The organism is Halomonas sp. M20 (assembly GCF_020622265.1).
In the GTDB taxonomy this organism is placed as follows: Bacteria; Pseudomonadota; Gammaproteobacteria; order Pseudomonadales; family Halomonadaceae; genus Modicisalibacter.
The window spans coordinates 492,597-518,824 of sequence record NZ_JACNMQ010000003.1; the positions used below are offsets into that span (position 1 = coordinate 492,597).

The following is a 26,228-nucleotide window of genomic DNA, read 5'->3' on the forward strand; positions in this document are numbered from 1 at the left end:
TGCGTCTCCGCCTCCATTAAAAATTAAGTGAACTGGCGCAAAAAACGCAGATCGTTATCGAAGAACAGGCGCAGATCGTTGACCCCGTAGCGCAGCATGGCCAGGCGCTCGGCTCCCATGCCAAAGGCAAACCCGGTGTAACGCTCGGTGTCGATGCCGGAATGACGAAACACCTCCGGATGCACCATGCCGCATCCCATCACTTCCAGCCAGCCGCTATGGGAACATACCCGGCAGCCATCGCCGCCGCACATCACGCACTGGATATCGACCTCGGCGGAGGGCTCGGTGAAGGGGAAATAAGAAGGTCGAAAGCGTACCGAGAGATCATCGCGCTCGAAAAAGGCGTGAAGGAAATCTTCGATAGTCCCCTTTAGATCGGCGAAACTGACGTCCTCGTCGATCAATAGCCCCTCGACCTGATGGAACATGGGCGTGTGAGTCAGGTCCGAGTCGCTGCGATAGACCCGCCCCGGGCAAACGATACGAATCGGGGGTTCCTGAGATTCCATGGTGCGTACCTGCACCGGCGACGTATGGGTGCGCAGTAACCGTGTGGTGTCGAAATAGAACGTATCCGCCATGCCTCGCGCCGGATGATGCGCGGGAATATTAAGCGCCTCGAAGTTATGGTAGTCATCCTCGATTTCCGGCCCTACCGCTACATCGAACCCGATACGCGTGAACAGGCCTTCGATGCGTTCAAGAGTACGCGTCACCGGGTGCAGCCCACCGGTGGACTGGCCACGGCCTGGAAGCGTCACGTCAAGACGCTCATCTTGCAGGCGGACATCGAGCGCTATCTGTTCGAGTTCTCGTTTACGCGCCTCTATTTCGCCACTGAGCTGCTGTTTGGCCTGATTGATCCGTTCACCCGCCTCGGGACGCTGTTCCGAGGGCAACTTGCCCAACCCTTTGAGCAGTGTCGTGATCTCGCCTTTCTTGCCAAGATACTCCACACGCACCGTATCCAGTGTGGAGACGTCGTTGGCCTCGGCAATGGCAGTACGGGCCTTGGCGACCAGGGTGGGAAGATGATCCATCCGTTACTCCAATAATGTCCGTGTCTCGGAATACGTCAGCTAAACGCAACCCAAAAAACAGGGGAAGAGCGACTGCTCTTCCCCTGCGAGATCCACAACGAGCCGGTTATCTAGTGCAACCGGCTTCATCGTTCACTTAGCTAGCAGCCTTGGCCTTGTCAACGATAGCAGCAAAGGTTGCCTTTTCATGGACTGCAAGATCAGCCAGTACCTTACGATCGATCTCGATACCCGATTTCTTGAGGCCAGCAATGAAGCGGCTGTAGGACAGGCCGTTCTGACGAGCGGCAGCATTGATACGTGCAATCCATAATGCACGGAACTGACGCTTACGCTGGCGGCGGTCGCGATAGGCATACTGCCCCGCCTTGATGACCGCCTGCTTGGCAACACGAAATACACGAGACCGGGCACCGTAGTAACCCTTGGCCTGCTTCATGATCTTCTTGTGACGGCGACGTGCAACGACGCCACGCTTGACACGACTCATAGCTTTCTCCTGACGTTAAGAAATTCGACCGCGGGCGTTACAGATTGGGCAGCATGCGCTGAATCAGTGCCTTGTCGGCATCGTGAATCAGCTTGGTACCACGCAGCTGACGCTTACGCTTGGTAGACTTCTTGGTCAGGATATGGCTACGAAAGGACTGCTTGTGCTTGAAGCCATTGGCAGTCTTCCTGAAGCGCTTGGCAGCGCCACTGTTACTCTTTATCTTAGGCATGAGGGAACGCTCCACTCGGGTTCTTTAGAAAATCCGTGGCCAATGTCGAGGTATCGTTACCGCGATCATTCGTTTACTTGCCAACGGATCACTTCTTCTTGGGGGCAACGATCATGACCATCTGGCGCCCTTCCATCTTCGGAAAGGACTCGACTGCTGCCAGTTCTTCAAGATCCGACGCGATCCGCTCCATCAGCTTGCGGCCGATATCCTGGTGCGCCATTTCACGACCGCGAAACCGCAGTGTGACCTTGCCCTTGTCGCCACCTTCGAGAAATCGTATCAGGTTCTTGAGCTTGACCTGATAGTCACCCTCGTCAGTGCCAGGTCGGAATTTCACTTCCTTGACCTGAATCTGCTTGGTTTTCTTTTTCTGAGCGGCTTTCTGCTTTTTTTGCTCGAAAAGGAATTTACCGTAATCCATGATCTTGCAGACGATGGGGTCGGCGTTGGAGATCTGCACGAGATCCAATCCAGCCGCCTCGGCACGCGCCAGCGCCTCACTAGTCGGCACGACACCGATTTGTTCGCCATCGCTTTCGATCAGACGAACTTCATCTTCCAGGATTCGGTCATTCATTGGGGGGCGCTTGTCTTGGGGACGCCCACGCTGTGTATTCCGCTTGATCGTTAAATCTCCGTTCCGGTTAACGTTGTGATCGGCCCCGCTCGACCTCAAGGCGGGCAATTAGTTCGTCCACCTGCAAGGCGCCCAGATCTTCGCCGCTACGGGTGCGTACAGCTACCGAGTCGGACTCTATTTCCTTGTCCCCCACTACCAGCAGGTACGGAACCTTCTGCAACGTATGTTCCCGGATTTTAAAGCCGATCTTCTCGTTCCTCAAGTCCGCTTTGACGCGGAACCCGATTTTCTGCAATCGCTGCTCCAGCTCGACGGCATAAACACGCTGTGCATCGGTAATGGTCAGCACGACTGCCTGCTGGGGGGCAAGCCATAATGGCAGCGCCCCGGCATAATGCTCGATCAGAATCCCCAGGAAGCGTTCGAAGGAGCCCAGGATTGCACGATGCAGCATGACAGGCGTCTTGCGCGCCCCGTCTTCATCGACATATTGAGCTCCAAGACGTTCCGGCAGATTGAAATCGAGCTGCAGAGTACCACATTGCCAGACCCGGTTGAGGCAATCGCGAAGAGAAAATTCGATCTTGGGGCCGTAAAAGGCACCTTCGCCAGGTAGTAACTCCCACTCGAGACCCGATGCGTCCAGTGCCTGTGCAAGCCCCTTCTCGGCTCGCTCCCAGTTTTCCACTTCGCCGACATAGGATTCCGGCCGAGTAGACAGCTTGAGCTCCACATCCTCGAACCCCAGATCGCGGTAGACCTGTAGTGTCAATGCAATGAAGGCTTCGGCTTCCGTTTGAATCTGTGCATCCGTGCAGAAGATGTGGGCATCATCCTGGGTAAACGCGCGTACCCGCATGAGACCATGCAGCGAACCTGACGGCTCGTTGCGATGGCAGCTGCCGAATTCCGCTAGACGCAGCGGTAGATCCCGGTAGCTCTTGAGCCCCTGGTTGAATACCTGCACATGACCCGGGCAGTTCATCGGCTTTACGGCAAAATCCCGCTTTTCCGATTCCGTGACGAACATCAGCTCGGAGTAGTGGCCCCAGTGTCCCGATTTTTTCCAAAGCGATAAATCGAGCACCTGGGGCGTCTTGATTTCCTGATAGCCATGCTCTTGCTGTACACGGCGCATGTACTGCTCAAGGGCCTGATAAATGGTCCATCCGTTAGGATGCCAGAAGACCATGCCCGGCGCTTCTTCTTGAAGATGGAACAGATCCATACGCTTGGCCAGCTTGCGATGATCCCGTTTCTCGGCCTCTTCAAGACGCTTCAAATATGCCTTGAGCTGCTTGTTATCCGGCCAGGCGGTCCCGTAGATGCGTGTGAGCATGGGATTTTCCGCGTCACCACGCCAGTAGGCACCCGCCAGCTTGGTCAGCTTGAATGCCTTGAGGTGACGCGTGTTCGGCACATGAGGCCCGCGACACATGTCGACATATTCTTCATGGTGATACAGGCGAATGGTCTCGCCTTCAGGAATGCCTCGCACGATCTCCTGCTTATAGGGCTCGTCCCGGTGCAAAAATGTCAGCATCGCCTTGTCGCGATCGACGTATTCCCGCACCACGTCATAGCTGCTATCGATCAGTTGCTTCATGCGCTGCTCGATGGCAACAAGGTCATCCGGCGTAATCGAACGCTCGAAATCGATGTCGTAATAAAAACCGTCTTCGATCACCGGTCCAATCGCCATCTTGGCGTCTGGATAGAGCTGCTTGACCGCATGACCGATCAAGTGAGCGCAGGAGTGGCGAATGATCTCGAGACCGTCGGCGTCTCGCGCCGTCAAAATGGCGACCTCGGCATCACGGTCGATGATGTCCGCCGCGTCTGCGGCGATGCCATCGATCTTGCCGCCTACGCAGGCCTTCGCCAGGCCGGGCCCGATGGATTCGGCAAGCTGCATGATGCTCAGAGGTGCATCGAAGGTTCTTTGGCTGCCATCCGGCAGTGTCACGATAGGCATGAAAAAACGTCCTTGAGCGTAGTGGTGATCCATACCAGGGACCACATATCGCAGGAGAATGATGAAACATCGCTAGCAGGCAATGAAATACGAAGGGCGAAACATTAGCAGTTGGTGGCAATCTCAGTCCATACCCGATCGCTCCAGACAGCCAATCAATATGAAAAAGGGGCGCTCGCAAGCGCCCCTTTCATTCGTCATCCGTCGATCAGATAACGTTTACCAGAAACTTACTACTGCCACTCACCCAGTTCGACGCGACGGTTCTCGGCGCGGCCTTGCTGAGTTTCGTTGCTGGCAACGGGATTCTGCTCGCCGTAGCCAGTGGCCTGCATGCGGTTTTCGGGAATGCCACGAGAAGCCAGATAGGACTTCACGGAATCCGCGCGACGCTGGGACAGATCCTTGTTGTAGGAATCGGAACCAACGGAGTCGGTGTAGCCTGACACTCGCACGCGAACGTTTTCGTTGCCGCGCAGCTTGTCGGCAACGCCATCCAGGATCTGTTCGGCGCCAGAGGTCAGCTTGGCGGAATCGAATTCGAAGTTGACATCACGCAGAACCACGTCGGCTTCACAGCCAAGAGCGTTGACCTGAGCACCCGCCGGGGTGTTCGGGCACTGGTCCATGTAGTCCGGCACGCCGTCATTGTCGGAGTCAAGCGGGCAACCGGAAGCATCGACTTCGACACCGGCCGGTGTTCCTGGGCACTCGTCCTGATAATCAGGAACGCCATCACCATCGGTATCGAGCGGACAGCCGTTGGCATCCACCGCTACCCCCGCAGGCGTATTGGGGCACTGATCGCGATCGTCCGGAACGCCATCACCATCACTATCGCCAGTGGCGCTCGAATAATCGGCGCACAACATGGCACCGGCAGCTGCACCCGTAACACCGCCAATAGCCAAGCCATCGTCTTCATCGGATTCGCCACTGGTAGCGTAGCCGATGCCACCACCGATCAAACCACCCGCCAAACCACAGACGAATGGGCTCTGGTACCACGCTTTTTGATCACTACTGCTCATAGAAGACTGTGAGGACTGCCCGCCAGAGCTGGCACAACCCGACAGACCAACGACCAAAGCAGAACCTAACAGCAAGCCAGTTGTAGATTTCTTCATGTAACACTCCTTCATTCACATAACGCTAGGCGTAACGACACGTTACTCAGTGGGTCTATCCTGGAGCCCCAAATTTAGGAGGCAGAGCGGCTACCACTCAAACTTTCCCACGGAAAAAGAAAGCACATTTATGTCTTTCGAGCCAGTGCTTTCCCAATATTTTTGCAATGGTTATCAACGATACGCATTCTATTTTATCGTGAGCATCAAACCGACTTGTATGCACTGTACTGCTCAAGTCACATCTTGCATTAGCAATTTACAAGGCTGCAGAATTCTAAGCAATTATGCAAGATTACAATCAATAAACCTACTGTTAAAAGTGTAGATTCTTGGTATTGGCAAGTAAAATGTCGCTATTTCGCGACCTTTATACCGTATCTAACGCGCGCTTGACTCCCACTCTCGCTTGAAATCGAGCACAGCCGATGCCGCTTCATGAATATCGTCATGTAGCGCCTGTTCTACTGCAATACGCTCCCGATCCTCCTTGAAACGCTCTCGCGGAGTCAACGCGCGACGGGCGGAATGCGTATGCAAGTGAGCGGTACGTTGATATACCTTGGCAAAGGGTGCGAAAGAGGCTCGCTCCAGTAGGGTTGGATCAATGATCTCCAGCAGGACCTTGCAGCGTAGACTGCCTTCGATCAGATCGACCTGGTCGGCAAGCATTGCTTGAGCGATCATTTCAAGACTTTCCAGACAATTGTCGTTGGCACGACGAATTTCATTTTTACGAAATGCTTGTCGCCGCCCGACTTCTCGCAAAAGTTTCAGCGCATAACCGCTCAATGCGGCGATCACGATCACTGCGATACCCAGCAACCCCCAGGCCATGACTTCGCTCATGCCAACTCCAGCAACAGGTTTCGATGGCCAGTATACGGATCATCGACGATCGTCCCAACCGCTTCATCATCGATACCGAGTTGAACTAGTGTGTAGTAGAGTCGCGTTGCTTTTTTTCATGCCAGTCTCGAGGTAAGCCATGTCCGCATCGACACAGACACCTGACGCATCAGATACACACCCTACGATGGCCTCCCGTATCGGCCTCTGGTTGGGGCCGCTCTGGGTTCTGATGACCCTGATCCTCCCGGCTCCGTCAGGCATGCCGGAGGCAGCCTGGGCCTGTGCGGGGCTCGCATTGCTGATGGCCACCTGGTGGGCCACGGAAGCCATCCCCATACCCGGCACCGCCCTACTGCCATTGGTACTGGTGCCTGCACTTGGCATCGGCGATCTCGACGCCGCAGCACCGAGTTATGCCAATCCCATCATATTCCTATTTTTGGGTGGCTTCTTGCTTGGCATCGGCATGCAACGCTGGAATCTGCACAGGCGGATCGCCTTGAAAGTTCTTCAAATCGTTGGATCCGAGCCGCGGCGTCAAATCGGTGGATTCATGATCGCCACCGGTTTTCTCAGCATGTGGGTCTCCAACACCGCTACCGCCATTATGATGCTGCCCATCGGCATGTCCGTGGTCAGCCTGCTCGAGGACAGCGACCCGAAAGAACTCAATCGCTATGCGACCGCGCTGCTTCTGGCGATCGCCTATTCCGCCAGCATTGGCGGTATCGCGACGCTGATCGGCACGCCGCCCAACGCCCTGTTGGCAGGCTATCTAGCGGACGATCGGGGTATCGATATTGGTTTCGCTCAGTGGATGGTGATCGGCGTCCCGGTGAGTCTCGTGATGATGGCGGCGGCCTGGTGGTGGCTGACCCGAGGCGGCTTTTCGCTGGGAAACAATCAGAACAGTACCAACATGATCCGCGACGAATTGGACAAACTGGGGCACATGTCGTCGGCTGAATTGCGAGTCGGCATCGTATTCCTGCTTGCTGCCTTCTCCTGGATTTTTCGGCCCCTGCTCAATGACTTAGGCATTGCCTGGCTGTCGGATACCAACATCGCCATCGTCGCGGGGCTTTTGATGTTCCTGTTGCCCAGTGGCAGCAGCCCTGGGGTTCGTTTGCTCAACTGGGACGAAGCCAAGGAGTTGCCTTGGGGCGTACTGCTGCTGTTTGGCGGCGGTCTGGCATTGGCGAGTGTCGTCAAGAGTTCGGGGTTGGCGGAATGGATTGCCAATCAGCTATCGCTGTTCGAAGCGCTCCCCTTGATTGCGCTGATTGGAATGATCGTTCTGATCATCATTTTCCTGACCGAACTGACGTCGAATACGGCAACCGCCGCGGCCTTCCTGCCATTACTTGGGGCATTGGCCGTATCCATCGATGTATCTCCGATATTGATCACGGTGCCTGCAGCCATTGCTGCAAGCTGTGCCTTCATGATGCCGGTGGCAACACCCCCCAACGCGATCGTATTCGCAACCGGCCACTTGAAGATTCAGTCCATGATTCGGGCCGGTTTCTTGCTCAATCTCATCGGTACGGTGGTGGTCACCGGGCTTGCCTATCTACTGGTCAGCACCTTCTGGTAACCAGCGCCGTTGCATTTCATGGCGCAACCCCTGTTGACGCCGTGAAATCAACGTAAATACGCCGCCGAGGTCCGAGGCCTCGGCGGCGTTTTCATTTATCGGCAATGAATGGGCCTGGGGTAGACTCGACGCGCGCCACACAGTAACGGTCATGACAAGCGCCAGCAGCACCGCTCCCGCGGTATGAGCCAGAGCCAGATCGAGCGGTAGCCACAGCAGTACGTTGGCAATCCCCAAACCGAGCTGCAGCCCATAGATCCCCAGTAATAGCGTTAGATAAGGGCGCAGAACACGCTGGTGCCAGTAACGCAATGTGAGCAACAGCAATATGAGCCCAAGCGCGACGGCCCCCAGACGATGAGCCACTTGAATCGCGGTGCGCGCCTCCGCGTGCAATTGCCCGTAAAGGTAGTTGGGGCCGATAGTCTGAGCCAGATTGAAGCCTTCTTGCCAATCCATTGCCGGCCACCACTGCCCATTGCAGGTCGGAATACCCTGACAGGCAAGACCCGCATAATTGCTCGATGTCCAACCGCCCAACGCTATCTGTAAAACCAGCAATCCAATGGCGACCAGCCATAATGCGCCTGGTCGCGACAGCCGGTATCCGTCATCGACACGAGCATCAACTCTTTTCAGGCGCAGATACAACCACAGGAATAGCAGCGTGACGCCCAGTCCACCCAACAGATGCAAGACCACCACCTGCGGCCACAGCTTGAGCGTGACCGTGAACGCGCCAAACGCGCCTTGTAGCATGATGGCAAGCAATAAAGCGACGTTGATGCGCCAAGGGTAGCCAGCCATTCTTCGCGCGCGCCAGGCAAGAAACGTCAAACCAAGCACCAGCAACCCAAGCACACCCGCCATATAGCGGTGAACCATTTCCGCCCAGGCCTTGCCCGGCTCTAAAGGCACATGAGGCGAATGCGCCAGTGCCGTCGCGTCGTCAGGCACCGCCAGCTTGCCATAACAGCCCGGCCAGTCAGGGCAGCCGAGTCCAGCATCGACAAGGCGCGTCCAGGCCCCGAGCAGCATCACCACAAGGGCCAGCAGTACACCTAGAAGACTTAAACATCGTGCCAAGCGAACGTCTTTTGTTGTTTTCATATGGCGCCCTCTTCGTCAAATAACGCTTTTGACACTCATACCCTGGCTTGCCGAGAAGCGCTCGATCTCCGGGTTCATTCGCAGTAACCGGCGTATGTCCTTGAGAATTTCCCTTGGGTCGTCCTGCTGGTCGTAGCGCACGATGACCCGTCCCTCGAAATCGATCAGCCACACCGACTCGCCATCGCTCCAGGCAGGCTGTCTGCGCCACTGCGCCACCTGCTCACCGGGTAACGGGTCCGCCTTACCACCAAGACGCAGACGCGATACCCGTGGCGCCTCGCGTCCCAAGGCGCGATGCAATCGCCACAGGTGATCCGCTACCTCCGCGCACTTATCCTGGCAGTCATAGGCCAGTATCCAATCGTCTCGATCGTCTTCATCAACGCCCGCGGAAGCTTTCTCTAAAGGCCACTGCGACAGCACGGGCAGTTGCGGCATCAATTGGCCATGGGCGACGCGCTCATCAGGAATACCCACACGCCATTCAACCATCGCCCAGGCGGTAATCAGAGGGCCCGCAAACAGAATGATCAAGGCAATCAGCTTGAGCTTTTGACGTAGATTCCAGGATAGGCGTGGGGTCATCGGGTTTATCCTCCAGAGCGCTTGAGTCCGGCAACGCGGGGTCTTCCCAACCACATGACGATGCTGGCCGCCAAGGCGAGCCCCCACCACTGAAAGGCATAACCCAGATGGCGACTGGGCGGCATGACCGCAGGCACCCACCAGGAAGCGAAATGCCCCTTTCCGGTCTGTTGATGCAGCCAGCCCGCGTGCAAAAACGATAGATCACCTGACCAGACTGAAAGATCGATTCGTTGCACTCGCCGCCCCTCCTGATTCGGCCCAAACAGCAAGGCCTCATCCTGACCTTGTGCTTGCCATCGCCCACCGATCTCGACCTGTCCAACCGGGGTCTTGATGACGGGGTCGACTCGTTCCGGCCCAGAAGGGACGAAGCCTCGTTCGATCAACCAGTAACGCCCGGCGCTATCGATCAAAGGCGTAAGCACCGCGACCCCTACGCGCCCATCAAGTACCCGATTGTCCAGAAAGTGAGTCTGCTCCGGCAGAAAACGCCCTTTCACCGTCACTTCGGCGCCAAGCGGTGGCGAGCGTTCAGGCATGGTCAAACTGGGGGCTGCTTCGAGCCGTGCAAGATAATCGCGCTTTTCATCGGCCCGCTGCCACTGCCAGCTTCCCAACACCAGGCCAAGTGCAATCACCAGACTCCAACTCAGCCACCACAGCGACTTTTTCTTGACGCCGGAGGCAAGCTTGTTTGAACTGAAAGAGCTCATCACCGGGAGTACCTCATGCTCAAAATACTGATTGCCGCTGTCTTTCTGGCCATGCTCACCAGCTTATTGATGGGGGCCGGTTATCTGATTCATGATGATAGCCAGTCCAGACGCCTGCTGACCTCTCTCAAGATCCGCGTCAGCCTGGCGACGCTACTCATCCTCTTGTTGCTCTACGGTTTTTATGTGGGCGACCTGGGCCAGACCTAGCGTATTCGAAACGCGAATAGGCCCGACTCAAAATACGTAAACGAAAATGAACAGCCCGATCCACACCACGTCGACGAAGTGCCAATACCAGGCAGCAGCCTCGAAACCGAAATGATTGTGGGCTGAAAAATGCCCCTTCTGAACTCGCCAGAGTATGACACCGAGAATGATGGCCCCGATGGTGACATGGGCACCGTGAAAGCCCGTCAACAGGAAGAAGGTCGATCCATAGATGCCAGCCTGAAGCGTAATGCCCAGGTGATGATAAGCCTCGTAGTACTCGATCCCTTGCACGATCAGAAAGAGCACGCCCAGCAACACCGTGATGGCCAGACAATTACGGGCGGTGTCGCGGTAGCCTTCCTTGAATGCCTCATGAGAAAGCGTCAAGGTGATGCTCGATGTCACCAGAAAGAGTGTATTGACCAGAGGCAACTGCCAAGGGCTGACGATGGCCTCGGGGCCAAGCACGTTCGTATCCGGGGGATTCATCAAAGGCCATCCGGCAACGAAGTCCGGCCATAGCAAGGCGCTGACGCCCTTTGCCCCTTCGCCATCCAGCCAGGGCAGCGCAAAGACCCGTACATAGAACAGCGCACCGAAAAACGCGAGAAAGAACATGACTTCCGAGAAGATGAACCAGCCCATGCCCCAGCGAAAGGAACGGTCCATCTGAGCATCGTAGAGCCCACCTCGAGACTCCCTGACGACATCTCGAAACCACAGTGCCATGACGGTGATGATTGCCGCCGCTCCAATGGGTAACAGCACCATTCCCGTATCGAACACCAGCACGATGCCCGTACCGATCATGAACAAACCCACGGCCAAACCCGCCAGGATGGGCCATTTGCTACTTGCAGGTACGTAATAGCTGCCGCCGCTCATGCGCCACCTCCTTGGGTGAGTGCGATCACATTAGAGGAAAGCGTCTCCTCCGCCGTGGGATAGAGGGTGTAGGCCAGGGTGACGGTATGCACGTTTTCTGGCAGATCCCTGGAAAGTTGGAACATCAAGGGGAGTTCGAGCCGTTCGCCGGCCTGAAGGCGCTGCTCCTGAAAACAGAAACATGTGATCTTGCGCAAGTGCAAGGAGGCTTCCGACGGGCTGACGCTGGGCACCGCGCGGCCACGACTCGCGGTCTTGCCGTGATTGACGAAGGCGAAGCGCACCTCATGGGCCTGTCCGGGATGAACGCGTACCTGCCGATCCAGCGCCGTCAGCCGCCAGGGCAACCCGCTACCGGTACGCGTGATGAACTGCACGGTGACATAGCGCGACTCATCCACATCACCGCTGACGATCGCGCGAGGCTGACTCGCCGCCTTGCCATTGAGTCCGGTGATGTTGCAGAACACGTCGTACAGCGGCACCAGAGCAACCGTGAACCCTACCATCATCACCAGGGCAAACAGGGTCTTCATGACCGTACGCTGTACGGGCGTCATGTCAGCACTCCTTCCACATCGTCGGCTCTCCATTTTCCTTAATGAAACTTGAAGCCACGCAGGTCCGGTGGCGTTTCAAAGGTATGCAGTGGTGCCGGACTGGGTACGGTCCACTCCAGATCCGTAGCGCCCTCCCAGGCGCTGGCCGGCGCCTTCACTCCGCCACGTACGCATTTGACGATGACCCAAATGAACAGCAGTTGAGAAAACCCGAACAGAAAGCCACCGATGCTCGAGGCCATATTGAAGTCGGCAAACTGCAGGGCGTAATCCGGAATCCTGCGGGGCATGCCCGCCAACCCGGCGAAGTGCATGGGAAAGAACAGCAGATTGACACCGATCACTGACAACCAGAAATGCCAGCGCCCAAGTCGCTCGTCCGGGTAGTGGCCGGTCCACTTGGGCAACCAGTAATACACCGCCGCCATGATCGAGAACACCGCTCCGGGCACCAGCACATAGTGAAAGTGCGCGACCACGAAATAAGTATCGTGATACTGGAAATCCGCCGGAGCGATCGCCAGCATCAACCCCGAGAAGCCACCAATGGTGAACAGTACGACGAAGGCCAGGGCAAACAGCATCGGCGTCTCGAAGGTGATCTCGCCGCGAAACAGCGTGGTGATCCAGTTGAACACCTTCACCCCGGTAGGCACGGCAATCAGCATGGTGGTGTACATAAAGAATAGCTCCGCCACCAAGGGCAGTCCTACCGCGAACATATGATGCGCCCAGACCAGAAATGACAGAATGGCGATGGAGGCCGTGGCGTAGACCATGGAGGCATAGCCGAACAGGCGCTTGCGGGCAAAGGTGGGAATGATCACCGAAACGATACCAAAGGCCGGCAGGATCATGATGTATACCTCGGGATGCCCGAAGAACCAGAACAGATGCTGGAACAGCACCGGATCGCCGCCGCCGGCGGCGTTGAAGAAGCTGGTACCGAAATTGATATCCAGCAGCATCATGGTGATGACACCCGCCAGCACCGGCATCACCGCGATCAGCAGGAAAGCGGTGATCAGCCAGGTCCAGACGAACAACGTCATGTCCATCAGGCGCATGCCCGGCGCCCGCAGATTGAGGATCGTGGCGATGATGTTGATCGCCCCGAGGATCGAGCTGATCCCCGCCATGTGCAACGCAAAGATGAAGAACGTTGTGGATGGTGGCGCGTAGGTGGTGGAGAGCGGCGCGTAGAAGGTCCAGCCGAAATTGGGGCCGCCCCCGGGCATCAGCAAGGTCGACAACAACAAGGTGAAGGCGATAGGCAACAGCCAGAAGCTGAAGTTGTTGAGCCGGGGCAGCGCCATGTCCGGCGCTCCGACCTGCAGCGGAATCATCCAATTGGCCAGGCCGACGAAGCCGGGCATGACCGCGCCAAACACCATGATCAGGCCATGCATGGTAGTCATCTGATTGAAGAATTCGGGCTGTACCATTTGCAGGCCCGGCTGAAACAGCTCCAGGCGAATGATCAGCGCCATGGCACCGCCGATCATGAACATCGACAGTGAGAAGATCAGATATAGCGACCCGATCTCCTTGTGATTGGTGGTCAACAACCAGCGCAGCGGTCCACTGCGATAGTGGCGTTCCTCCACATGATGCGCCGCGGCGCTACCGGATGCGCTCTGGCTGTGCTCGAGCGTTGCCTTGGGGGGTGATTTGGGAGCCATCGATCATTCTCCTCGCAAGTCAGCTTGCGTACTCATACCTGCTAGGGGGAAACAAGCGCCTGAATATCTGCAGGCTGTACCGCATCACCGGTATCATTGCCCCAGGCATTACGCTCGAACGTTATGAGCGCGGCGATATCCACCGGGCTCAGTGTGCCGCTGAAAGCCGCCATTGCCGAACCTGACACGCCGTTGACGACGACGTCGATGTGTCTATCGAGGTCATCCATCAAGGTCTGATTCCCTGCCAGGGCCGGGAAGGTCGGCGGCATGCCCTGGCCTTCCGCCTGATGGCATGAAGCACAAATGGTGGCGTAGACCTTTTCGCCCCGCTCGACCAGCTCCTCGAGCGCCCATTCGCGATCGACGCCACCCGCCTCTGCAGCGGCCTCTTGCTTACGCTCGGCGAGCCAGGCGTCGAACTGCTCCTGCTCCATGGCATGTACCACCACCGGCATGAACCCATGATCCTTGCCGCACAGCTCGGCGCATTGCCCACGATAGATGCCCGGCTCCTCGATTCGCGTCCAGGATTCATTGACAAATCCGGGAATGGCATCCTTCTTGACCGCCAGATCCGGCACCCACCAGGAGTGAATGACATCCGCGGAAGTGGTCAGCAAGCGAATCTTGCGATCCACCGGCAGTACAAGTGGCTGATCGACCTCGAGAAGATAGTGTTCGCCTTTTTCCTCGGTGCCGGCAATCTGTTCTCTGGGTGTACTCATGTTGGAGAAGAAGGTTACATCCTCTCCCATGTAGTCGTACTGCCAGCGCCACTGATGACCGGTGATCATCACGTCGTAATCCGACTCCGAGGCGTCGTACATGTCTTTTAAAGTGGCGGTGGCGGGAATCGCCATGGCGATGAGAATGAGAAAGGGGATGGCCGTCCAGACAATTTCAATCGTCGTGTGCTCGTGAAACTGCACCGCTTTAGCGCCCTTTGATCGTCGGTAACGGTATAAGGAGTAAAACATCACGCCGAATACGATCAAACCAATTACCACGCAGATCCAGAAGATGATCATGTGCAGGCCATAAACGTCGCGACTGACCTGAGAGACGCCTACCGGCATGTTCCAATCTGATGCATGAGAAATCGAGTACGAACTGTCGAGACTCGCCAGTAACGCAGCGAGAGTGAACATCTTGCGCATCCCCTCCTCCTTAGTTGTTTTAATACGTTGGAGCGACTAGCTAAAAGATGACTAATTCAGGCATGTGTATGAGGAGTATAGAAGAGCTTTTGGAATTGTGGGAAACGAGACATCACGAAATTAAACGCGGATGAATTCAACCCGCGGCCATGCTAGCGACCACAAACACAATGACAATCATCAACAGCGCCAGGAGAATGCCGATCAGAATGAACGCACCTGCCTTACCCTGTTCGAAATCCTTACGTCGGCGCTGATCCTGCTGTACGCCGAAGAATGCAGCCAGAACCGATTTAACGACATCCCACATGGTTATTTCCCTCGATAACGTTGTCGCTACTCCCACCCAGAATCAGCGCCAGATTTTTGCACAAGGCTCGATTCAACGCTGGAACATGATCTGTATCAAGTTATAACCAGAAAGTTCATCGCCCGCCCCCCATGACTACCAGGACGGACTACGCTTTAACCATAGAGGGTAAAAATTACCAAAGCGTAGCACTGCGGTCCCGAATGCAAGCTACTCGGAGGATCCAATGGCAACAACCAGTTCCAACCGTTTAAAGAAGACAAGCCTCGGTACACTGCCGTTTCCATCCACATTGGCTAACGACGACGCTTTTGGAACGCCGGTCTGGTGGTTACAGCAATGGATGGAAACAGCGAATGCGACCACCCGACTCCAACTGATCTGGTGGGATATGCTGGGAAACGCTATGCATCAGGAGGCCGAGTTTTTCAAGGTCATGGCAAACTCGACTGAGAGGATGGCCCAGGGTGCAATGAACCAGGAATTGCTGCGCAACCCCGCCGCCATGGCAGCCCACTACCAGGATGTCGCTAGCGATGTCACCCAGGCAGCGATGAACCGCATGTCAAAAGGCTCGAGCCTATCCACAGATTTCCGAAAACGTATCTGGGAAGAAATATGCTGACAGACTATCTCACAGGCCAAACAGCGCGGTGATCAACGGCAGCAGAAAAGCAGTCAACATGCCGGTCAGGCCCATGGCCAGGCCGGCAAACGCTCCCGCCATCGCCCCCAGTGAAGCAAAACTTTGCGCCGTACCAAAGCCATGGGCGGAAAGCCCCATGGTAAAGCCCTGAACACTCGGGTCCTTGACATTGAGCCAGCGAAAGATCAGTGGCCCCAGCGCACAACCGATTGAGCCGGTCAACAGGACCAGCCCGGCGGCCAGGGAAGGAATACCCCCGATCTGTTCCGCGATACCCATGGCAATCGGCGACGTCACGGAGCGTGGCGCCAATGAAAGCAGCGTTTCGCGCTGAGCCCCCAGCAATAGACCGATACCAAGAGTCGAAGCGACCGCGACGCCAATACCCGTCACACAGGCCACCAAAATCGGCAGCAACATGCGCCGCACGCGTTCGCGATGATCGAACAGCGGGATTGCCAGAGCTACGGTTGCCGGCCCTAACAGGAAATGGATGAACTGGGCGCCCTGAAAGTAGGTGCCATAGTCGATACCGGTAATCAGCAGAAAGGCAATCAACAAGGCAATTGCGACCAATACCGGATGCGCAAACGGCGAACCGCCCAGCAGACGATTGATGCGGGTAGCCAGTATGAAGGCAATCAGAGTCACCAGCAGCGACAACAAGGGGTTACCGGATAGATAGACCCAGAGCTGGTCGATCGAGACAAAGTTCATGGCTATCTCCCCCGGGTATAGCGTCTAGCCAGCCTATCAAGCACCTTTGCCGTTACCGCCAGGGTAATCGCCGTCGAAAGCACCAGGGTGATTATCAACGTCCAGAAATCGGCACGAATCAACTCGAAATGCACCATCAGCCCGACCCCTGCGGGTACGAACAGCAAGGTCAGATAGCGCAGAAGCCCTTCACCGGTCTTGCGCAGAGCATCCGGCACATGGCCATTGATCAACAGCCCGATCAATAGAATCACCATGCCCAGCACCGGCCCAGGCACCGGAATGGTCAGCCCCCTGGATAACAACTCGCCGAGAAACTGGCATCCCAGCAACACGCTCATGCCGATAATCAGTGGCATCACTGCCTCCGCTCTGTATTGAAGTCGCGAAATAGTACAACGAAAGCTGGACGTTGCGACGCACTCTCTTCGGCAATCGTTTTATCAGTGACAACCGATTGAAACGAAAGCCGATTCCAGGCTTGCATTTGATACGGAAATCGCTAGTATATGCCTCGTTCCATGCCAGCCATATCAGCACATACTGATTTAAAGAAAGGCAGGAATTCGAAGACGAAAATCGGAGCGTGGCGCAGCTTGGTAGCGCGCTGCAATGGGGTTGCAGAGGTCGCAGGTTCGAATCCTGTCGCTCCGACCAGAAAGATTATTAAAAACCGCCACTTACGGATCATGCCAGGTGGCGGTTTTTTGTTGCTTCCAAGCCGTGCTTGGTACGCAGCTCCTGAATTCTTTGTCGATAACGAAGCAACATTTTCAAGTCCTCGACGGCTTTGAACAGTTCAGAACTCGAGTCGCTACCATCCACCCCCAGGATGCCTTGCCGTTCATTGACCGCCTCCCCTTCGTCAAACTGCTGGATCACCGCCTGGGCTCTTGATATCAAGGATGCCGAATGGCGATCAGTAGGGAGATGGGCTTGATCCGACACATTGCATACAAGCTCGTCGATAACCCTATCCGTGGTCGACAAGGCCTCTTCGTCCAACACCTCTAGTAAACGGGCCTTTTCGATATTGCCAAGCAATTCGACGAGAGAGGCACTGCGCTCACCTAGCGCCCCACTCTCATCTTCCTGAGGCTGAGCGGAATGCTTCATGAGGCCCAATGCCGTTCGATAAAGATCTATCTTGCCGGAATCGAGCTCTGCGACCAGGGTTTCCGCCTCTTTCGTCAAGCGCTGCAGCTTGATTTCGCTGCCCAGGATCGTGATATGGGTGATGCGCGGCCAGATCAACGTGACGAGCCCCACACCAAAGGCCAGCGTGAGAAGGCTGACGAAAGCGCCTCCTTCGATGTGGCCGCTGTGCAGATAGAAGAAGGCAAGCCCTGCGAGGACGCCGAAAGCGGCTACAGCGAGAAGAGAACGTTTTCGTCTTGCGTACCATGGTTCAAGTTTTTGTTCATCGCTTTCGTGCCGAGCTTTGTCAGGGAACGATTCCTTCATGCACACTCTCCACCGTCGGTCTGATTGCCCGTTCAACTGATTACAAGTCAGTTGCTGGAGATTGACAAGCTGGCTTAGGAGAACTCAGAGCCTGAAAAGGGCTTCGAGCGGAGAAACGCTGGCTCCCCGAACAGGACTCGAACCTGTGACCCAATGATTAACAGTCATTTGCTCTACCAACTGAGCTATCGGGGAACATCGAAAGCGGACTTCGGCGGGAGGTTGGCTCCCCGAACAGGACTCGAACCTGTGACCCAATGATTAACAGTCATTTGCTCTACCAACTGAGCTATCGGGGAATCGCCGAATTATGGTGATACAAAATGCTGGCTCCCCGAACAGGACTCGAACCTGTGACCCAATGATTAACAGTCATTTGCTCTACCAACTGAGCTATCGGGGAACATCTTGAACACGCGGCAGTAGTATACGTAACGAGAAACTTCCGTCAAGGCATCAAGTGCTTGGCATCCGCCCTTTGAACTACGCCACTAATGCGAATAACGCAAAAACGTCCACCAAACTATCTGGCGGACGCTTTTTAATTCTGGTGGCTACGCCCTGACTCGAACAGGGGACCCCATCATTATGAGTGATGTGCTCTAACCAACTGAGCTACGTAGCCCTTCCAACGCGGCCAAATTATGCCCGCTGACAAACCGCTTGGCAACCGCCTTGTCAGCGAATCCTCAGCACTCTCTTTTAGCCTTCGACACCCATGAATTCCTTCACCGCCGGCAGACCAGGCTCACCTTTCACCGTGGTGACGCCTTCTAGCCAGGCATCGAGCACGCCAGGATTTTCCTGCAGCCAGCTGCGCGCAGCCTCGCGCGGCTTGTCGCCTTCATCCATGATGGCGCTCATGATCTGGTTTTCCATTTCTAGGGAGAACTGTAGGTTCTTCAGTAGCGTACCGACGTTACCGCACTCCTGGACATAGCCGCTTCGCGTGTTTGTGTGCACCGTGGCGCCACCCAGATTCGGACCGAAGTAACTGTCAGCACCTTTCAAATAGGCCATGTCGAAATTGGTATTCATGGGGTGCGGCTCCCAACCTAGAAAAACCATCCACTCTTCATTGCGAGTCTTCGACTTCAACTCGGATAGCATCCCTGCCTCGGAAGAGTCGATCAACTCCCAGTCACCCAGGCCAGAAGCATCGTCATCGATCATGTTCTGGATGATCATGTTGCCGTCGTTACCCGCCTCGATGCCATACAACTGGCTATCGAACTTCTCGGCATCCTTATCGAGGTCCGCTATCGAAGTGACGCCGGCATCGTACACATACTGTGGCACTGCCAGAGTGTACTTGGCCCCTTCGAGGTTGGTCGCCACCCGATCCACTTGCCCTTTTTCGATATAGGGATCGCTGATCGAGGCCATGGAGGGCATCCAGTTGCCCAGAAAGACATCGAAGTCACCGTTTTTCATGCCCGCATAGGCGATCGGTACCGACACGGTATCGCTCCGGGTCTCGTAGCCCAGCCCTTCGAGTACTTCGCTGGTGAGTGCGGTAGTGGCGGTAATATCCGTCCACCCTACTTCCGCCAAGCGTACCGTCTGGCAGCTCTCTGGTACCTCCGCCATAGTCAAGGAAGCACTAGTGGCAAGCAAACAGCCGACAATACATCGAGTAGTTGTCTTGTAGTTCATGCAGGGCAATCCTTTTTATTGATTGAACGTTCAATAAACATATCCCATACTACTTGATCTTGTCCAATCCTCGACATACGGACTATCGGGGACTCTTGCATTCAAGCGTTTGTAGAGGAGACGCTGCGTTGCCAAAGCTAGGAATGGAGCCCATCCGGCGCCGTCAATTGGTGCAGGCCACTCTGCAGGCGATCGATGAAGCCGGGCTTGCCAATGCCACCATCGCGCGCATCGCCAATCGAGCCAATGTCTCCACCGGCATCATCAGCCACTATTTCGGTGGCAAAGAAGGACTGCTCGACGCCACCATGCGCCAGGTACTCAGCGAGCTAGGCAAGGGCATCGCCCAGCGCAGGGCACGGGCAGAGGACTCACCCCGTGCACAGATTCGCGCCATCATCGATGGCAACTTCGACGAGCACCAGGTCAGTCAGTCGGTGATGAAAACCTGGCTGGCGTTCTGGGCCTCGAGCATGCATCGGGGCAATCTGCAGCGGTTGCAGCGGGTCAACGACCGACGCCTCTACTCTAACCTATGCTTCCAGTTTCGCCGCTGCCTGGATCGTCAAGAGGCACAGGACGCGGCACGCGGACTCGCGGCCCTGATCGACGGGCTATGGCTGCGTGGCGCACTGGCCTCGGAAACCCTCGACGTCGAACGCGCTCGCCGTATCGCCTATGACTATCTGGATGGCCAGCTTAAACACACCGAAACCTTCGCCTGAGCGAGGATGAGCGTTTTAACAACTTTCAATCTGCAGGAGGCACTATGGCTTCATTGGAAACCCAGCAACTCTTTATCGACGGCCAGCGGGTAGATGCCACCTCCGACGAGACCTTCGAGGTCACCAACCCGGCCAACGGCGAGCATCTTGCGACCATCCAGCAGGCCTCAAAAGCGGATGTGGATCGCGCCGTCGCCTCTGCCCGTAAAGGCCAGAAGGTCTGGGGTGCCATGAGCGGCATGGAGCGCAGCCGTGTTCTTCAGCGCGCGGTAGCCCTGTTGAGAGAGCGCAACGACGAGCTGGCCCATCTCGAAACCCTGAACACCGGCAAACCGATTAGCGAGACCTCGACGGTGGATATCGTCACCGGTGCGGATTCCCTGGAGTATTACGCCGGGCTTGCACCCGCCATCGAAGGCACCCAGATTCCCCTGCGCGAAGATTCCTTCGTCTATACCCGGCGCGAGCCGCTGGGCGTGGTGGGGGCCATCGGTGCCTGGAACTACCCGATCCAGATTGCCTGCTGGAAAGCAGCCCCGGCCCTGGCTGCGGGTAACGCGGTGGTATTCAAACCCAGCGAGGTCACCCCGCTGACCACCCTTAAGCTCGCGGAAATCTTCAGTGAGGCCGGTCTGCCGGATGGCGTGTTCAACGTCGTTCAGGGGGCTGGCGATGTCGGCGCCATGCTCAGCGAACACCCAGATATCGACAAGATCACTTTCACCGGCGAAGCCGGCACCGGCAAGAAAGTCATGTCCGCCGCTGCCGCGTCAACCCTCAAGGAAGTGACCATGGAGCTGGGCGGCAAGTCGCCGCTGATCGTGTTCGATGACGCGGATCTCGAGCGCGCCGCAGACGCAGCGATGATGGCCAACTTCTATTCCAGCGGCCAGGTGTGTACCAACGGCACTCGGGTTTTCGTGCAGCGCTCGATCAAGGACGCCTTCGAGGAAAAGGTTCTGGCGCGGGTGGCGCGCATCAAGGCCGGCGACCCGCTGGACCCGAAGGTCAATTTTGGCCCGCTGGTCAGCTTCGAGCATCTCGACAAGGTGCTGGGCTACCTGGAACTCGGCCCCCAGGAAGGCGCACGACTGCTGGCCGGCGGCAAGCGAATGACTGAAGGCGCATTTGCAAAAGGCGCCTGGACGGAGCCCACGGTCTTTACCGATTGCACAGACGACATGCGCATCGTGCAGGAAGAAATCTTCGGCCCGGTCATGTCGATCCTGATCTTCGACGATGAGGAAGAAGTCATTCGGCGCGCCAATGACACCACCTATGGTCTCGCAGCGGGACTCTTCAGCGAGGGGTTGAATCGCGCCCACTGCGTGATCCATCGCCTCGAAGCGGGTATCTGCTGGATCAACACCTGGGGCGACTCCCCGGCGGAGATGCCGGTGGGCGGCTACAAGCAGTCCGGTATCGGGCGCGAAAACGGCCTTTCATCACTTGAACACTACACCCAGATCAAGTCGGTGCAGGTCGAGATGGGACCATTCCCGGCCGTCTTTTAATTACTTCAGAGGAGAGTGCGTATGGCGCAGCCACGAGAATTCGACTACGTCATCATCGGTGCCGGCTCAGCGGGTAACGTGCTCGCCACCCGCTTGACGGAAGACCCGGATGTGACGGTGCTGCTGCTGGAAGCCGGCGGCCCGGATTACCGTTTTGACTTTCGCACCCAGATGCCGGCGGCGCTGGCCTACCCGCTGCAGGGCAAGCGCTACAACTGGGATTTCAAGACCGACCCGGAACCCTACATGAACGACCGCCGCATGGAATGCGGACGCGGCAAGGGACTTGGCGGATCGTCGCTGATCAACGGCATGTGCTATCTACGCGGCAATGCGCTGGACTTCGACAACTGGGCCAAGACGCCAGGGCTGGAAGATTGGCATTATCTCGCCTGCCTGCCCTACTTCAAGAAGGCGGAAACCCGGGATATTGGTCCCAACGACTATCATGGCGGCGATGGGCCGATTTCAGTAACCACGCCGAAGGAAGGCAACAACGAACTCTACGGCGCCTTTATCAAGGCCGGCGTCGAGGCAGGCTACCCTGCCACCGATGACGTCAACGGCTATCAGCAGGAGGGTTTCGGGCCGATGGATCGCTTCGTTACTCGCCAAGGGCGGCGCTCTTCCACTGCTCGGGGCTATCTGGATATCGCCAAGCAGCGGGACAACCTGACCATAGAGACCCACGCCACCACGGATCGTATCCTGTTTGAAGGCAAGCGAGCCGTGGGTGTGAACTATTCCCGCAAAGGCCAGGTTCAGGAAGTGCACGCCCGACGCGAGATGCTGCTGTGCGGCGGTGCCATTGCCTCACCGCAGATCCTGTTGCGCTCCGGGGTGGGCAACCCCGAGCAGCTCAAAGAGTTCGATATTCCCGTGGTACACGAGCTGCCCGGTGTCGGCGAGAATCTTCAGGATCATCTGGAGATGTACATTCAGTACGAATGCAAGAAGCCCATTTCCCTCTATCCGGCGCTCAAGTGGTGGAACCAACCCAAGATCGGTGCCCAATGGCTGTTCCAGGGCAAGGGTGTCGGCGCCAGCAACCAGTTCGAGGCGGCGGGTTTCATCCGCACCAACGACGCCGAGGAGTGGCCCAATCTGCAATACCATTTCCTGCCCATCGCCATCAGCTACAACGGCAAGAGCGCGGTGCAGGCCCACGGCTTTCAGGCCCATGCGGGGTCCATGCGCTCCATGAGCCGCGGTCGTGTGCGCCTTACCTCTCGCGACCCCAAGGCGGCGCCCAGCATTCTGTTCAACTACATGAGCCATGACAGGGACTGGGAAGAGTTTCGCGCGGCAATTCGCATCACTCGGGAGATCATCGCCCAACCGGCGATGGACGAATATCGCGGCCGCGAAATTGCTCCCGGGCCGGATGTACAGACGGATGCTCAACTCGATGAATTCGTGCGCCAGAATGCCGAGACTGCCTATCACCCTTGTGGGACCTGCAAGATGGGTAACAAGAGTGACCCAATGGCGGTGGTGGATGGCGCCGGGCGCGTGCATGGTCTCGAAAACCTGCGCGTCATCGATGCCTCGATCATGCCGCAGATCACTACAGGCAACCTCAACGCCCCCACCATCATGATCGCCGAGAAGATGGCAGATAAAGTACGTGGGCACGAACCGCTGCCAGCGGCGGATGTGCCCTATTACACCATCGCCGATGAGCGAGGGCTTCGACAAGGAGCTTCTTGATAGCCGATGCCTGAGTGACAAACTCTATAAGACTAATGATTCAAACACGGGGCATTATCCAGCGATTACGTGCTGGTCAATCATATTTGTTTGAACTAAGCTGACCAATTCAAACAACTGTTCGAATACGCAGCTACTGATTCCCCTGGAGACGCATATGCTTCAATTACTCTTGGTCGTGCTGGCCATCGTCGGGCTTGTAGAAGTGGCACGCCGTGAAGCGGGCGCCATGTCCGCATTGGGCGTGCTGGCCATTCTTGGCGTCATCGGCCTGCTGTTCGGTGCGCCGATCATCGGTGTGCTGTTCATTCTCGGCGCCATCGTCATCGCGGCCTGCGGGCTGCCGGCGCTGCGCCGCGCCTGGCTCACACCTCGGGTGCTGGCGCTATTTCACAAGGTGGCACCCAAGGTATCCGATACCGAGCGCACGGCTCTGGAAGCCGGCACCGTCTCCTGGGATGCGGAGCTATTCTCCGGCAAGCCGCAATGGCAGCGCCTGCTCGATTACAACGATGATGGGCTAAGCGACGAGGAGCGCGCCTTCCTGGACCATCAATGCGCCGTGGCCGCGGGCATGTGCAACGACTGGGAGATTTCAGTAGAGCGTGCGGATCTATCCCAAGAGCTCTGGGACTATCTGAAGAAGGAACGCTTCTTCGGCATGATCATTCCCAAACAGTACGGCGGGCTCGGATTTTCCGCCAAGGCGCAATCCGCAGTGCTGCAAAAGCTCTCACTCAACGAGACCCTGACTGTCACCGTGGGCGTTCCCAACTCTCTCGGCCCAGGTGAGCTGCTGCTCAAATATGGCACCGAAGAACAGAAAGACCATTACCTGCCCCGCCTGGCGGACGGTCGTGAAATCCCTTGTTTTGGCCTGACCGGCCCGCGCGCCGGCAGCGACGCCACCTCACTGCCGGATGTGGGCATCGTCTGTCATGGCACCCACAATGGCGAAGAAGCGCTGGGCCTGAAACTCACCTTCGAGAAGCGCTGGATCACCCTGGCACCGATCGCTACCGTCGTCGGCCTGGCCTTTCGTATGTTCGACCCCGACAAGCTGCTGGGGGACGAAACCGACCTCGGCATCACCTGTGCCCTGATCCCTCGGGATACGAAGGGCATGGAGATCGGTCGACGTCATTATCCCATCGGCAGTCCCTTCATGAACGGGCCGATCGTCGGTAACGAGGTATTCATTCCTCTCGACTATCTCATCGGCGGCCCCGACATGGCCGGTCAGGGCTGGCGCATGCTGGTGGAGTGTCTGTCCGTGGGCCGCTGCATTACCCTGCCTTCCGGTGCCGCCGGCGCCGGTCGCTATGCGGTTGGTTGGGCCGGCGGTTTTACCCGCATCCGCCGTCAGTTCAATATGCCGGTGGCGGAAATGGAAGGCGTGCAGGAGCCCTTGGCGCGTCTTACCGCCCATGCCTATATCGCCCAGGCAACGGTCATGCAGACTGCCAACCTGATCGACCATGGCGAAAAACCCGCCGTACCCTCGGCGATTCTCAAGAGTCAGCTGACGGAATTCCAGCGCAGCATCCTGGCGGATGCCATGGACGTGCACGGCGGACGCGCCGTCACCCTGGGCCCGCGCAACTATCTGGGTCAGGCCTGGAGCGCCGTGCCGGTGTCCATCACCGTGGAAGGCGCCAACATCATGACCCGCAACCTGATGATCTTCGGTCAGGGCGCGATTCGCTGCCACCCTTACGTGCTGGACGAACTGGCGGCCAAGGACGCCAACGACGCCCGCGCCTTCGACAAGGCCTTCTTCGGCCATATTCGCCTGATCTTCGGCAACGCGGCGCGGGCTTTCGTGCAAGGTCTGGGCATGGCACGCCACAGCGTGCCCTTCGATGATGTCGCAGCGCCCTACGCCAAGGATGTCGCGCGCCTCTCGGCAGCCTTCGGCCTATGTGCGGATGCCGCCATGGTGAGCCTAGGCTCCGAACTCAAGAAGCGGGAGATGATCTCGGCGCGCCTGGGAGACGTGCTTTCCAACCTCTATTTGACCTCCATGGTGCTCAAGCAGTGGCATGCCGGGAACAGCGTGGAGCACGAAGCGGCACTCCTGCACTACAGCTGTCAGACCCTGCTTTATCGCGCCGAGCAGGCAATGGTCGAGCTATTCGACAACCTGCCCAATCACGCCCTGGGCAAGACGCTGGCGGTCATCACCATGCCGTTGGGTCGCCGCTGGAAGCGCCCGGAAGACAGCCTGACTCGCGAGATTGCCCGGGCCGTTTCCACGGATACCGCCCTGCGTCACAAGCTGACCGCGGATACCTGGAACACCCAGGAGAAGGGACAGCAGGACAACCCCCTGGCGCGCTACAACGCCCTATTGGCGGAATACGACCGGGCCGAACCGCTCTATCGCGCCATCAACAAGGCCTATGCCAAGGGCACCCTGCCGGCACAAGCGCTGCATCCGGAGCAGCGTGTCGAAGCGGCATTGGAGGCTGGGCTGATCGATCAGGAGGATGCGGACTTCATGCGTCGCTATGAGAAGGAGGTGCTGGAAATGCTCAGCGTCGATGACTTCGCCTTCGACACTTTTGCGTCTCACAAGGATAAGATCGTATGGCATGACGCCACTTGATTGGCAGTCCTGAGTCACCATAGAAGCAAATCGCCCCGGCTTGTAGCCGGGGCGATCCGTTTATA

26 protein-coding genes and 5 tRNA genes are annotated in these 26,228 nt (G+C 57.1%); 8 read left to right on the plus strand and 23 right to left on the minus strand.

Going from position 1 to position 26,228, the window contains the following annotated elements:
- Window positions 1-23 precede the first annotated feature (23 nt).
- The 7 genes from pheS to H7850_RS11150 form a co-directional block, all read right to left on the minus strand.
- A complete protein-coding gene (pheS, locus tag H7850_RS11120) occupies window positions 24-1,043 on the minus strand; it encodes a phenylalanine--tRNA ligase subunit alpha (RefSeq protein WP_227369599.1) in 1,020 nt (339 codons plus the stop codon).
- A gap of 136 nt (window positions 1,044-1,179) precedes the next feature.
- Window positions 1,180-1,533 (minus strand): 50S ribosomal protein L20, encoded by a 354-nt coding sequence (rplT, locus tag H7850_RS11125; RefSeq protein WP_227369600.1) that lies wholly within the window; start codon window positions 1,531-1,533, stop codon window positions 1,180-1,182.
- Between the two features lie 37 nt (window positions 1,534-1,570).
- Window positions 1,571-1,765 carry a 50S ribosomal protein L35 gene (gene rpmI, locus H7850_RS11130; RefSeq protein ID WP_227369601.1) on the minus strand — a complete coding sequence of 65 codons (195 nt, stop codon included), beginning with the start codon at window positions 1,763-1,765 and terminating at the stop codon, window positions 1,571-1,573.
- Between the two features lie 88 nt (window positions 1,766-1,853).
- Window positions 1,854-2,393, minus strand: coding sequence for a translation initiation factor IF-3 (gene infC, locus H7850_RS11135; protein WP_319799279.1), 540 nt, complete (start codon window positions 2,391-2,393; stop codon window positions 1,854-1,856).
- A 19-nt stretch (window positions 2,394-2,412) separates the two neighbouring features.
- The gene (thrS, locus tag H7850_RS11140; protein WP_227369603.1) at window positions 2,413-4,323 is read right to left on the minus strand and encodes a threonine--tRNA ligase; all 1,911 of its coding nucleotides are present in this window, start codon (window positions 4,321-4,323) and stop codon (window positions 2,413-2,415) included.
- A gap of 233 nt (window positions 4,324-4,556) precedes the next feature.
- A complete protein-coding gene (locus H7850_RS11145) occupies window positions 4,557-5,450 on the minus strand; it encodes an OmpA family protein (RefSeq protein WP_227369604.1) in 894 nt (297 codons plus the stop codon).
- Between the two features lie 381 nt (window positions 5,451-5,831).
- Complete coding sequence (locus H7850_RS11150; RefSeq protein WP_227369605.1) at window positions 5,832-6,299, minus strand: DUF2489 domain-containing protein; 468 nt, start codon at window positions 6,297-6,299, stop codon at window positions 5,832-5,834.
- 139 nt (window positions 6,300-6,438) lie between these two features.
- On the opposite strand from H7850_RS11150, the gene H7850_RS11155 reads away from it, so the two are divergent.
- On the plus strand, window positions 6,439-7,899 hold the full coding sequence (locus H7850_RS11155) for an SLC13 family permease (RefSeq protein ID WP_227369606.1): 1,461 nt from the start codon (window positions 6,439-6,441) through the stop codon (window positions 7,897-7,899).
- On the opposite strand, the gene H7850_RS11160 is transcribed toward H7850_RS11155, so the two are convergent.
- From H7850_RS11160 to H7850_RS11170, 3 genes are read right to left on the minus strand one after another with little or no spacing between them, the layout of a single operon-like run.
- Window positions 7,876-9,009, minus strand: a complete 1,134-nt coding sequence (locus H7850_RS11160; RefSeq protein WP_227369607.1) for a COX15/CtaA family protein — start codon at window positions 9,007-9,009, stop codon at window positions 7,876-7,878. The two genes, H7850_RS11155 and H7850_RS11160, sit on opposite strands and share 24 nt — an antisense overlap.
- A gap of 15 nt (window positions 9,010-9,024) precedes the next feature.
- Complete coding sequence (locus H7850_RS11165; protein ID WP_227369608.1) at window positions 9,025-9,597, minus strand: hypothetical protein; 573 nt, start codon at window positions 9,595-9,597, stop codon at window positions 9,025-9,027.
- Between the two features lie 5 nt (window positions 9,598-9,602).
- On the minus strand, window positions 9,603-10,313 hold the full coding sequence (locus tag H7850_RS11170; protein ID WP_227369609.1) for an SURF1 family protein: 711 nt from the start codon (window positions 10,311-10,313) through the stop codon (window positions 9,603-9,605).
- A 15-nt stretch (window positions 10,314-10,328) separates the two neighbouring features.
- Between H7850_RS11170 and H7850_RS11175 the strand changes: the two genes are divergently transcribed.
- Entirely contained in the window at window positions 10,329-10,523 is a 195-nt protein-coding gene (locus tag H7850_RS11175; RefSeq protein ID WP_227369610.1) for a DUF2909 family protein, read from the plus strand.
- Window positions 10,524-10,550: 27 nt separating this feature from the next.
- Here the strand turns inward: H7850_RS11175 and H7850_RS11180 are convergent, their stop codons facing one another.
- The 5 genes from H7850_RS11180 to H7850_RS11200 form a co-directional block, all read right to left on the minus strand.
- Complete coding sequence (locus H7850_RS11180; RefSeq protein WP_227369611.1) at window positions 10,551-11,411, minus strand: cytochrome c oxidase subunit 3; 861 nt, start codon at window positions 11,409-11,411, stop codon at window positions 10,551-10,553.
- A complete protein-coding gene (locus H7850_RS11185; protein ID WP_227369612.1) occupies window positions 11,408-11,971 on the minus strand; it encodes a cytochrome c oxidase assembly protein in 564 nt (187 codons plus the stop codon). Before H7850_RS11185 ends, H7850_RS11180 begins: the two co-directional genes overlap by 4 nt.
- 38 nt (window positions 11,972-12,009) lie before the next feature.
- The gene (ctaD, locus tag H7850_RS11190) at window positions 12,010-13,653 is read right to left on the minus strand and encodes a cytochrome c oxidase subunit I (protein WP_227369613.1); all 1,644 of its coding nucleotides are present in this window, start codon (window positions 13,651-13,653) and stop codon (window positions 12,010-12,012) included.
- Between the two features lie 41 nt (window positions 13,654-13,694).
- Window positions 13,695-14,813 carry a cytochrome c oxidase subunit II gene (gene coxB / locus H7850_RS11195; protein ID WP_227369614.1) on the minus strand — a complete coding sequence of 373 codons (1,119 nt, stop codon included), beginning with the start codon at window positions 14,811-14,813 and terminating at the stop codon, window positions 13,695-13,697.
- A 136-nt stretch (window positions 14,814-14,949) separates the two neighbouring features.
- Entirely contained in the window at window positions 14,950-15,123 is a 174-nt protein-coding gene (locus H7850_RS11200) for a DUF2970 domain-containing protein (protein ID WP_227369615.1), read from the minus strand.
- A 226-nt stretch (window positions 15,124-15,349) separates the two neighbouring features.
- Between H7850_RS11200 and H7850_RS11205 the strand changes: the two genes are divergently transcribed.
- Window positions 15,350-15,748: a hypothetical protein gene (locus tag H7850_RS11205; RefSeq protein WP_227369616.1), complete on the plus strand. Its 399-nt coding sequence runs from the start codon at window positions 15,350-15,352 to the stop codon at window positions 15,746-15,748.
- 9 nt (window positions 15,749-15,757) lie between these two features.
- On the opposite strand, the gene H7850_RS11210 is transcribed toward H7850_RS11205, so the two are convergent.
- Together H7850_RS11210 and H7850_RS11215 are read right to left on the minus strand one after the other, a co-directional pair.
- A complete protein-coding gene (locus H7850_RS11210; RefSeq protein ID WP_227369617.1) occupies window positions 15,758-16,486 on the minus strand; it encodes an LrgB family protein in 729 nt (242 codons plus the stop codon).
- Between the two features lie 2 nt (window positions 16,487-16,488).
- Window positions 16,489-16,845 (minus strand): CidA/LrgA family protein, encoded by a 357-nt coding sequence (locus H7850_RS11215; RefSeq protein WP_227369618.1) that lies wholly within the window; start codon window positions 16,843-16,845, stop codon window positions 16,489-16,491.
- A gap of 221 nt (window positions 16,846-17,066) precedes the next feature.
- Between H7850_RS11215 and H7850_RS11220 the strand changes: the two genes are divergently transcribed.
- Window positions 17,067-17,143 (plus strand) — tRNA-Pro (locus H7850_RS11220).
- Between the two features lie 30 nt (window positions 17,144-17,173).
- Here H7850_RS11220 and H7850_RS11225 read toward each other — a convergent pair.
- From H7850_RS11225 to H7850_RS11250, 6 genes are all read right to left on the minus strand, one after another.
- A complete protein-coding gene (locus H7850_RS11225) occupies window positions 17,174-17,950 on the minus strand; it encodes a hypothetical protein (RefSeq protein ID WP_227369619.1) in 777 nt (258 codons plus the stop codon).
- A gap of 119 nt (window positions 17,951-18,069) precedes the next feature.
- Window positions 18,070-18,145 (minus strand) — tRNA-Asn (locus H7850_RS11230).
- A 28-nt stretch (window positions 18,146-18,173) separates the two neighbouring features.
- A tRNA-Asn gene (locus H7850_RS11235) sits at window positions 18,174-18,249 on the minus strand.
- Window positions 18,250-18,277: 28 nt separating this feature from the next.
- Window positions 18,278-18,353: transfer RNA gene (locus H7850_RS11240), tRNA-Asn, on the minus strand.
- Window positions 18,354-18,498: 145 nt separating this feature from the next.
- Window positions 18,499-18,575, minus strand: a tRNA-Met gene (locus tag H7850_RS11245).
- 77 nt (window positions 18,576-18,652) lie between these two features.
- The gene (locus H7850_RS11250; RefSeq protein WP_227369620.1) at window positions 18,653-19,606 is read right to left on the minus strand and encodes a choline ABC transporter substrate-binding protein; all 954 of its coding nucleotides are present in this window, start codon (window positions 19,604-19,606) and stop codon (window positions 18,653-18,655) included.
- Window positions 19,607-19,734: 128 nt separating this feature from the next.
- On the opposite strand from H7850_RS11250, the gene betI reads away from it, so the two are divergent.
- From betI to H7850_RS11270, 4 genes are all read left to right on the plus strand, one after another.
- A complete protein-coding gene (gene betI / locus H7850_RS11255; RefSeq protein WP_227369621.1) occupies window positions 19,735-20,331 on the plus strand; it encodes a transcriptional regulator BetI in 597 nt (198 codons plus the stop codon).
- A 44-nt stretch (window positions 20,332-20,375) separates the two neighbouring features.
- Window positions 20,376-21,845 carry a betaine-aldehyde dehydrogenase gene (gene betB / locus H7850_RS11260; protein ID WP_227369622.1) on the plus strand — a complete coding sequence of 490 codons (1,470 nt, stop codon included), beginning with the start codon at window positions 20,376-20,378 and terminating at the stop codon, window positions 21,843-21,845.
- A gap of 21 nt (window positions 21,846-21,866) precedes the next feature.
- Window positions 21,867-23,555, plus strand: coding sequence for a choline dehydrogenase (betA, locus tag H7850_RS11265; RefSeq protein ID WP_227369623.1), 1,689 nt, complete (start codon window positions 21,867-21,869; stop codon window positions 23,553-23,555).
- A 157-nt stretch (window positions 23,556-23,712) separates the two neighbouring features.
- Window positions 23,713-26,163, plus strand: coding sequence for an acyl-CoA dehydrogenase (locus tag H7850_RS11270; RefSeq protein ID WP_227369624.1), 2,451 nt, complete (start codon window positions 23,713-23,715; stop codon window positions 26,161-26,163).
- Window positions 26,164-26,228: the final 65 nt, after the last annotated feature.

Bases quoted from the DNA above. Each gene is read 5' to 3' on its own strand.
- H7850_RS11180 (WP_227369611.1), bottom strand. From the start codon at position 11,411: ATGAGCGGCGGCAGCTATTACGTACCTGCAAGTAGCAAATGGCCCATC.
- H7850_RS11210 (WP_227369617.1), bottom strand. From the start codon at position 16,486: ATGAACTTTGTCTCGATCGACCAGCTCTGGGTCTATCTATCCGGTAAC.
- rplT (WP_227369600.1), bottom strand. From the start codon at position 1,533: ATGAGTCGTGTCAAGCGTGGCGTCGTTGCACGTCGCCGTCACAAGAAG.
- ctaD (WP_227369613.1), bottom strand. From the start codon at position 13,653: ATGGCTCCCAAATCACCCCCCAAGGCAACGCTCGAGCACAGCCAGAGC.
- H7850_RS11145 (WP_227369604.1), bottom strand. From the start codon at position 5,450: ATGAAGAAATCTACAACTGGCTTGCTGTTAGGTTCTGCTTTGGTCGTT.
- coxB (WP_227369614.1), bottom strand. From the start codon at position 14,813: ATGCGCAAGATGTTCACTCTCGCTGCGTTACTGGCGAGTCTCGACAGT.
- H7850_RS11160 (WP_227369607.1), bottom strand. From the start codon at position 9,009: ATGAAAACAACAAAAGACGTTCGCTTGGCACGATGTTTAAGTCTTCTA.
- H7850_RS11200 (WP_227369615.1), bottom strand. From the start codon at position 15,123: ATGTGGGATGTCGTTAAATCGGTTCTGGCTGCATTCTTCGGCGTACAG.
- H7850_RS11155 (WP_227369606.1), top strand. From the start codon at position 6,439: ATGTCCGCATCGACACAGACACCTGACGCATCAGATACACACCCTACG.
- H7850_RS11175 (WP_227369610.1), top strand. From the start codon at position 10,329: ATGCTCAAAATACTGATTGCCGCTGTCTTTCTGGCCATGCTCACCAGC.
- H7850_RS11225 (WP_227369619.1), bottom strand. From the start codon at position 17,950: ATGAAGGAATCGTTCCCTGACAAAGCTCGGCACGAAAGCGATGAACAA.
- betB (WP_227369622.1), top strand. From the start codon at position 20,376: ATGGCTTCATTGGAAACCCAGCAACTCTTTATCGACGGCCAGCGGGTA.
- H7850_RS11250 (WP_227369620.1), bottom strand. From the start codon at position 19,606: ATGAACTACAAGACAACTACTCGATGTATTGTCGGCTGTTTGCTTGCC.
- rpmI (WP_227369601.1), bottom strand. From the start codon at position 1,765: ATGCCTAAGATAAAGAGTAACAGTGGCGCTGCCAAGCGCTTCAGGAAG.
- pheS (WP_227369599.1), bottom strand. From the start codon at position 1,043: ATGGATCATCTTCCCACCCTGGTCGCCAAGGCCCGTACTGCCATTGCC.
- H7850_RS11205 (WP_227369616.1), top strand. From the start codon at position 15,350: ATGGCAACAACCAGTTCCAACCGTTTAAAGAAGACAAGCCTCGGTACA.
- H7850_RS11270 (WP_227369624.1), top strand. From the start codon at position 23,713: ATGCTTCAATTACTCTTGGTCGTGCTGGCCATCGTCGGGCTTGTAGAA.
- H7850_RS11185 (WP_227369612.1), bottom strand. From the start codon at position 11,971: ATGACGCCCGTACAGCGTACGGTCATGAAGACCCTGTTTGCCCTGGTG.
- H7850_RS11165 (WP_227369608.1), bottom strand. From the start codon at position 9,597: ATGACCCCACGCCTATCCTGGAATCTACGTCAAAAGCTCAAGCTGATT.
- H7850_RS11170 (WP_227369609.1), bottom strand. From the start codon at position 10,313: ATGAGCTCTTTCAGTTCAAACAAGCTTGCCTCCGGCGTCAAGAAAAAG.
- betA (WP_227369623.1), top strand. From the start codon at position 21,867: ATGGCGCAGCCACGAGAATTCGACTACGTCATCATCGGTGCCGGCTCA.
- H7850_RS11150 (WP_227369605.1), bottom strand. From the start codon at position 6,299: ATGAGCGAAGTCATGGCCTGGGGGTTGCTGGGTATCGCAGTGATCGTG.
- thrS (WP_227369603.1), bottom strand. From the start codon at position 4,323: ATGCCTATCGTGACACTGCCGGATGGCAGCCAAAGAACCTTCGATGCA.
- H7850_RS11215 (WP_227369618.1), bottom strand. From the start codon at position 16,845: ATGCCACTGATTATCGGCATGAGCGTGTTGCTGGGATGCCAGTTTCTC.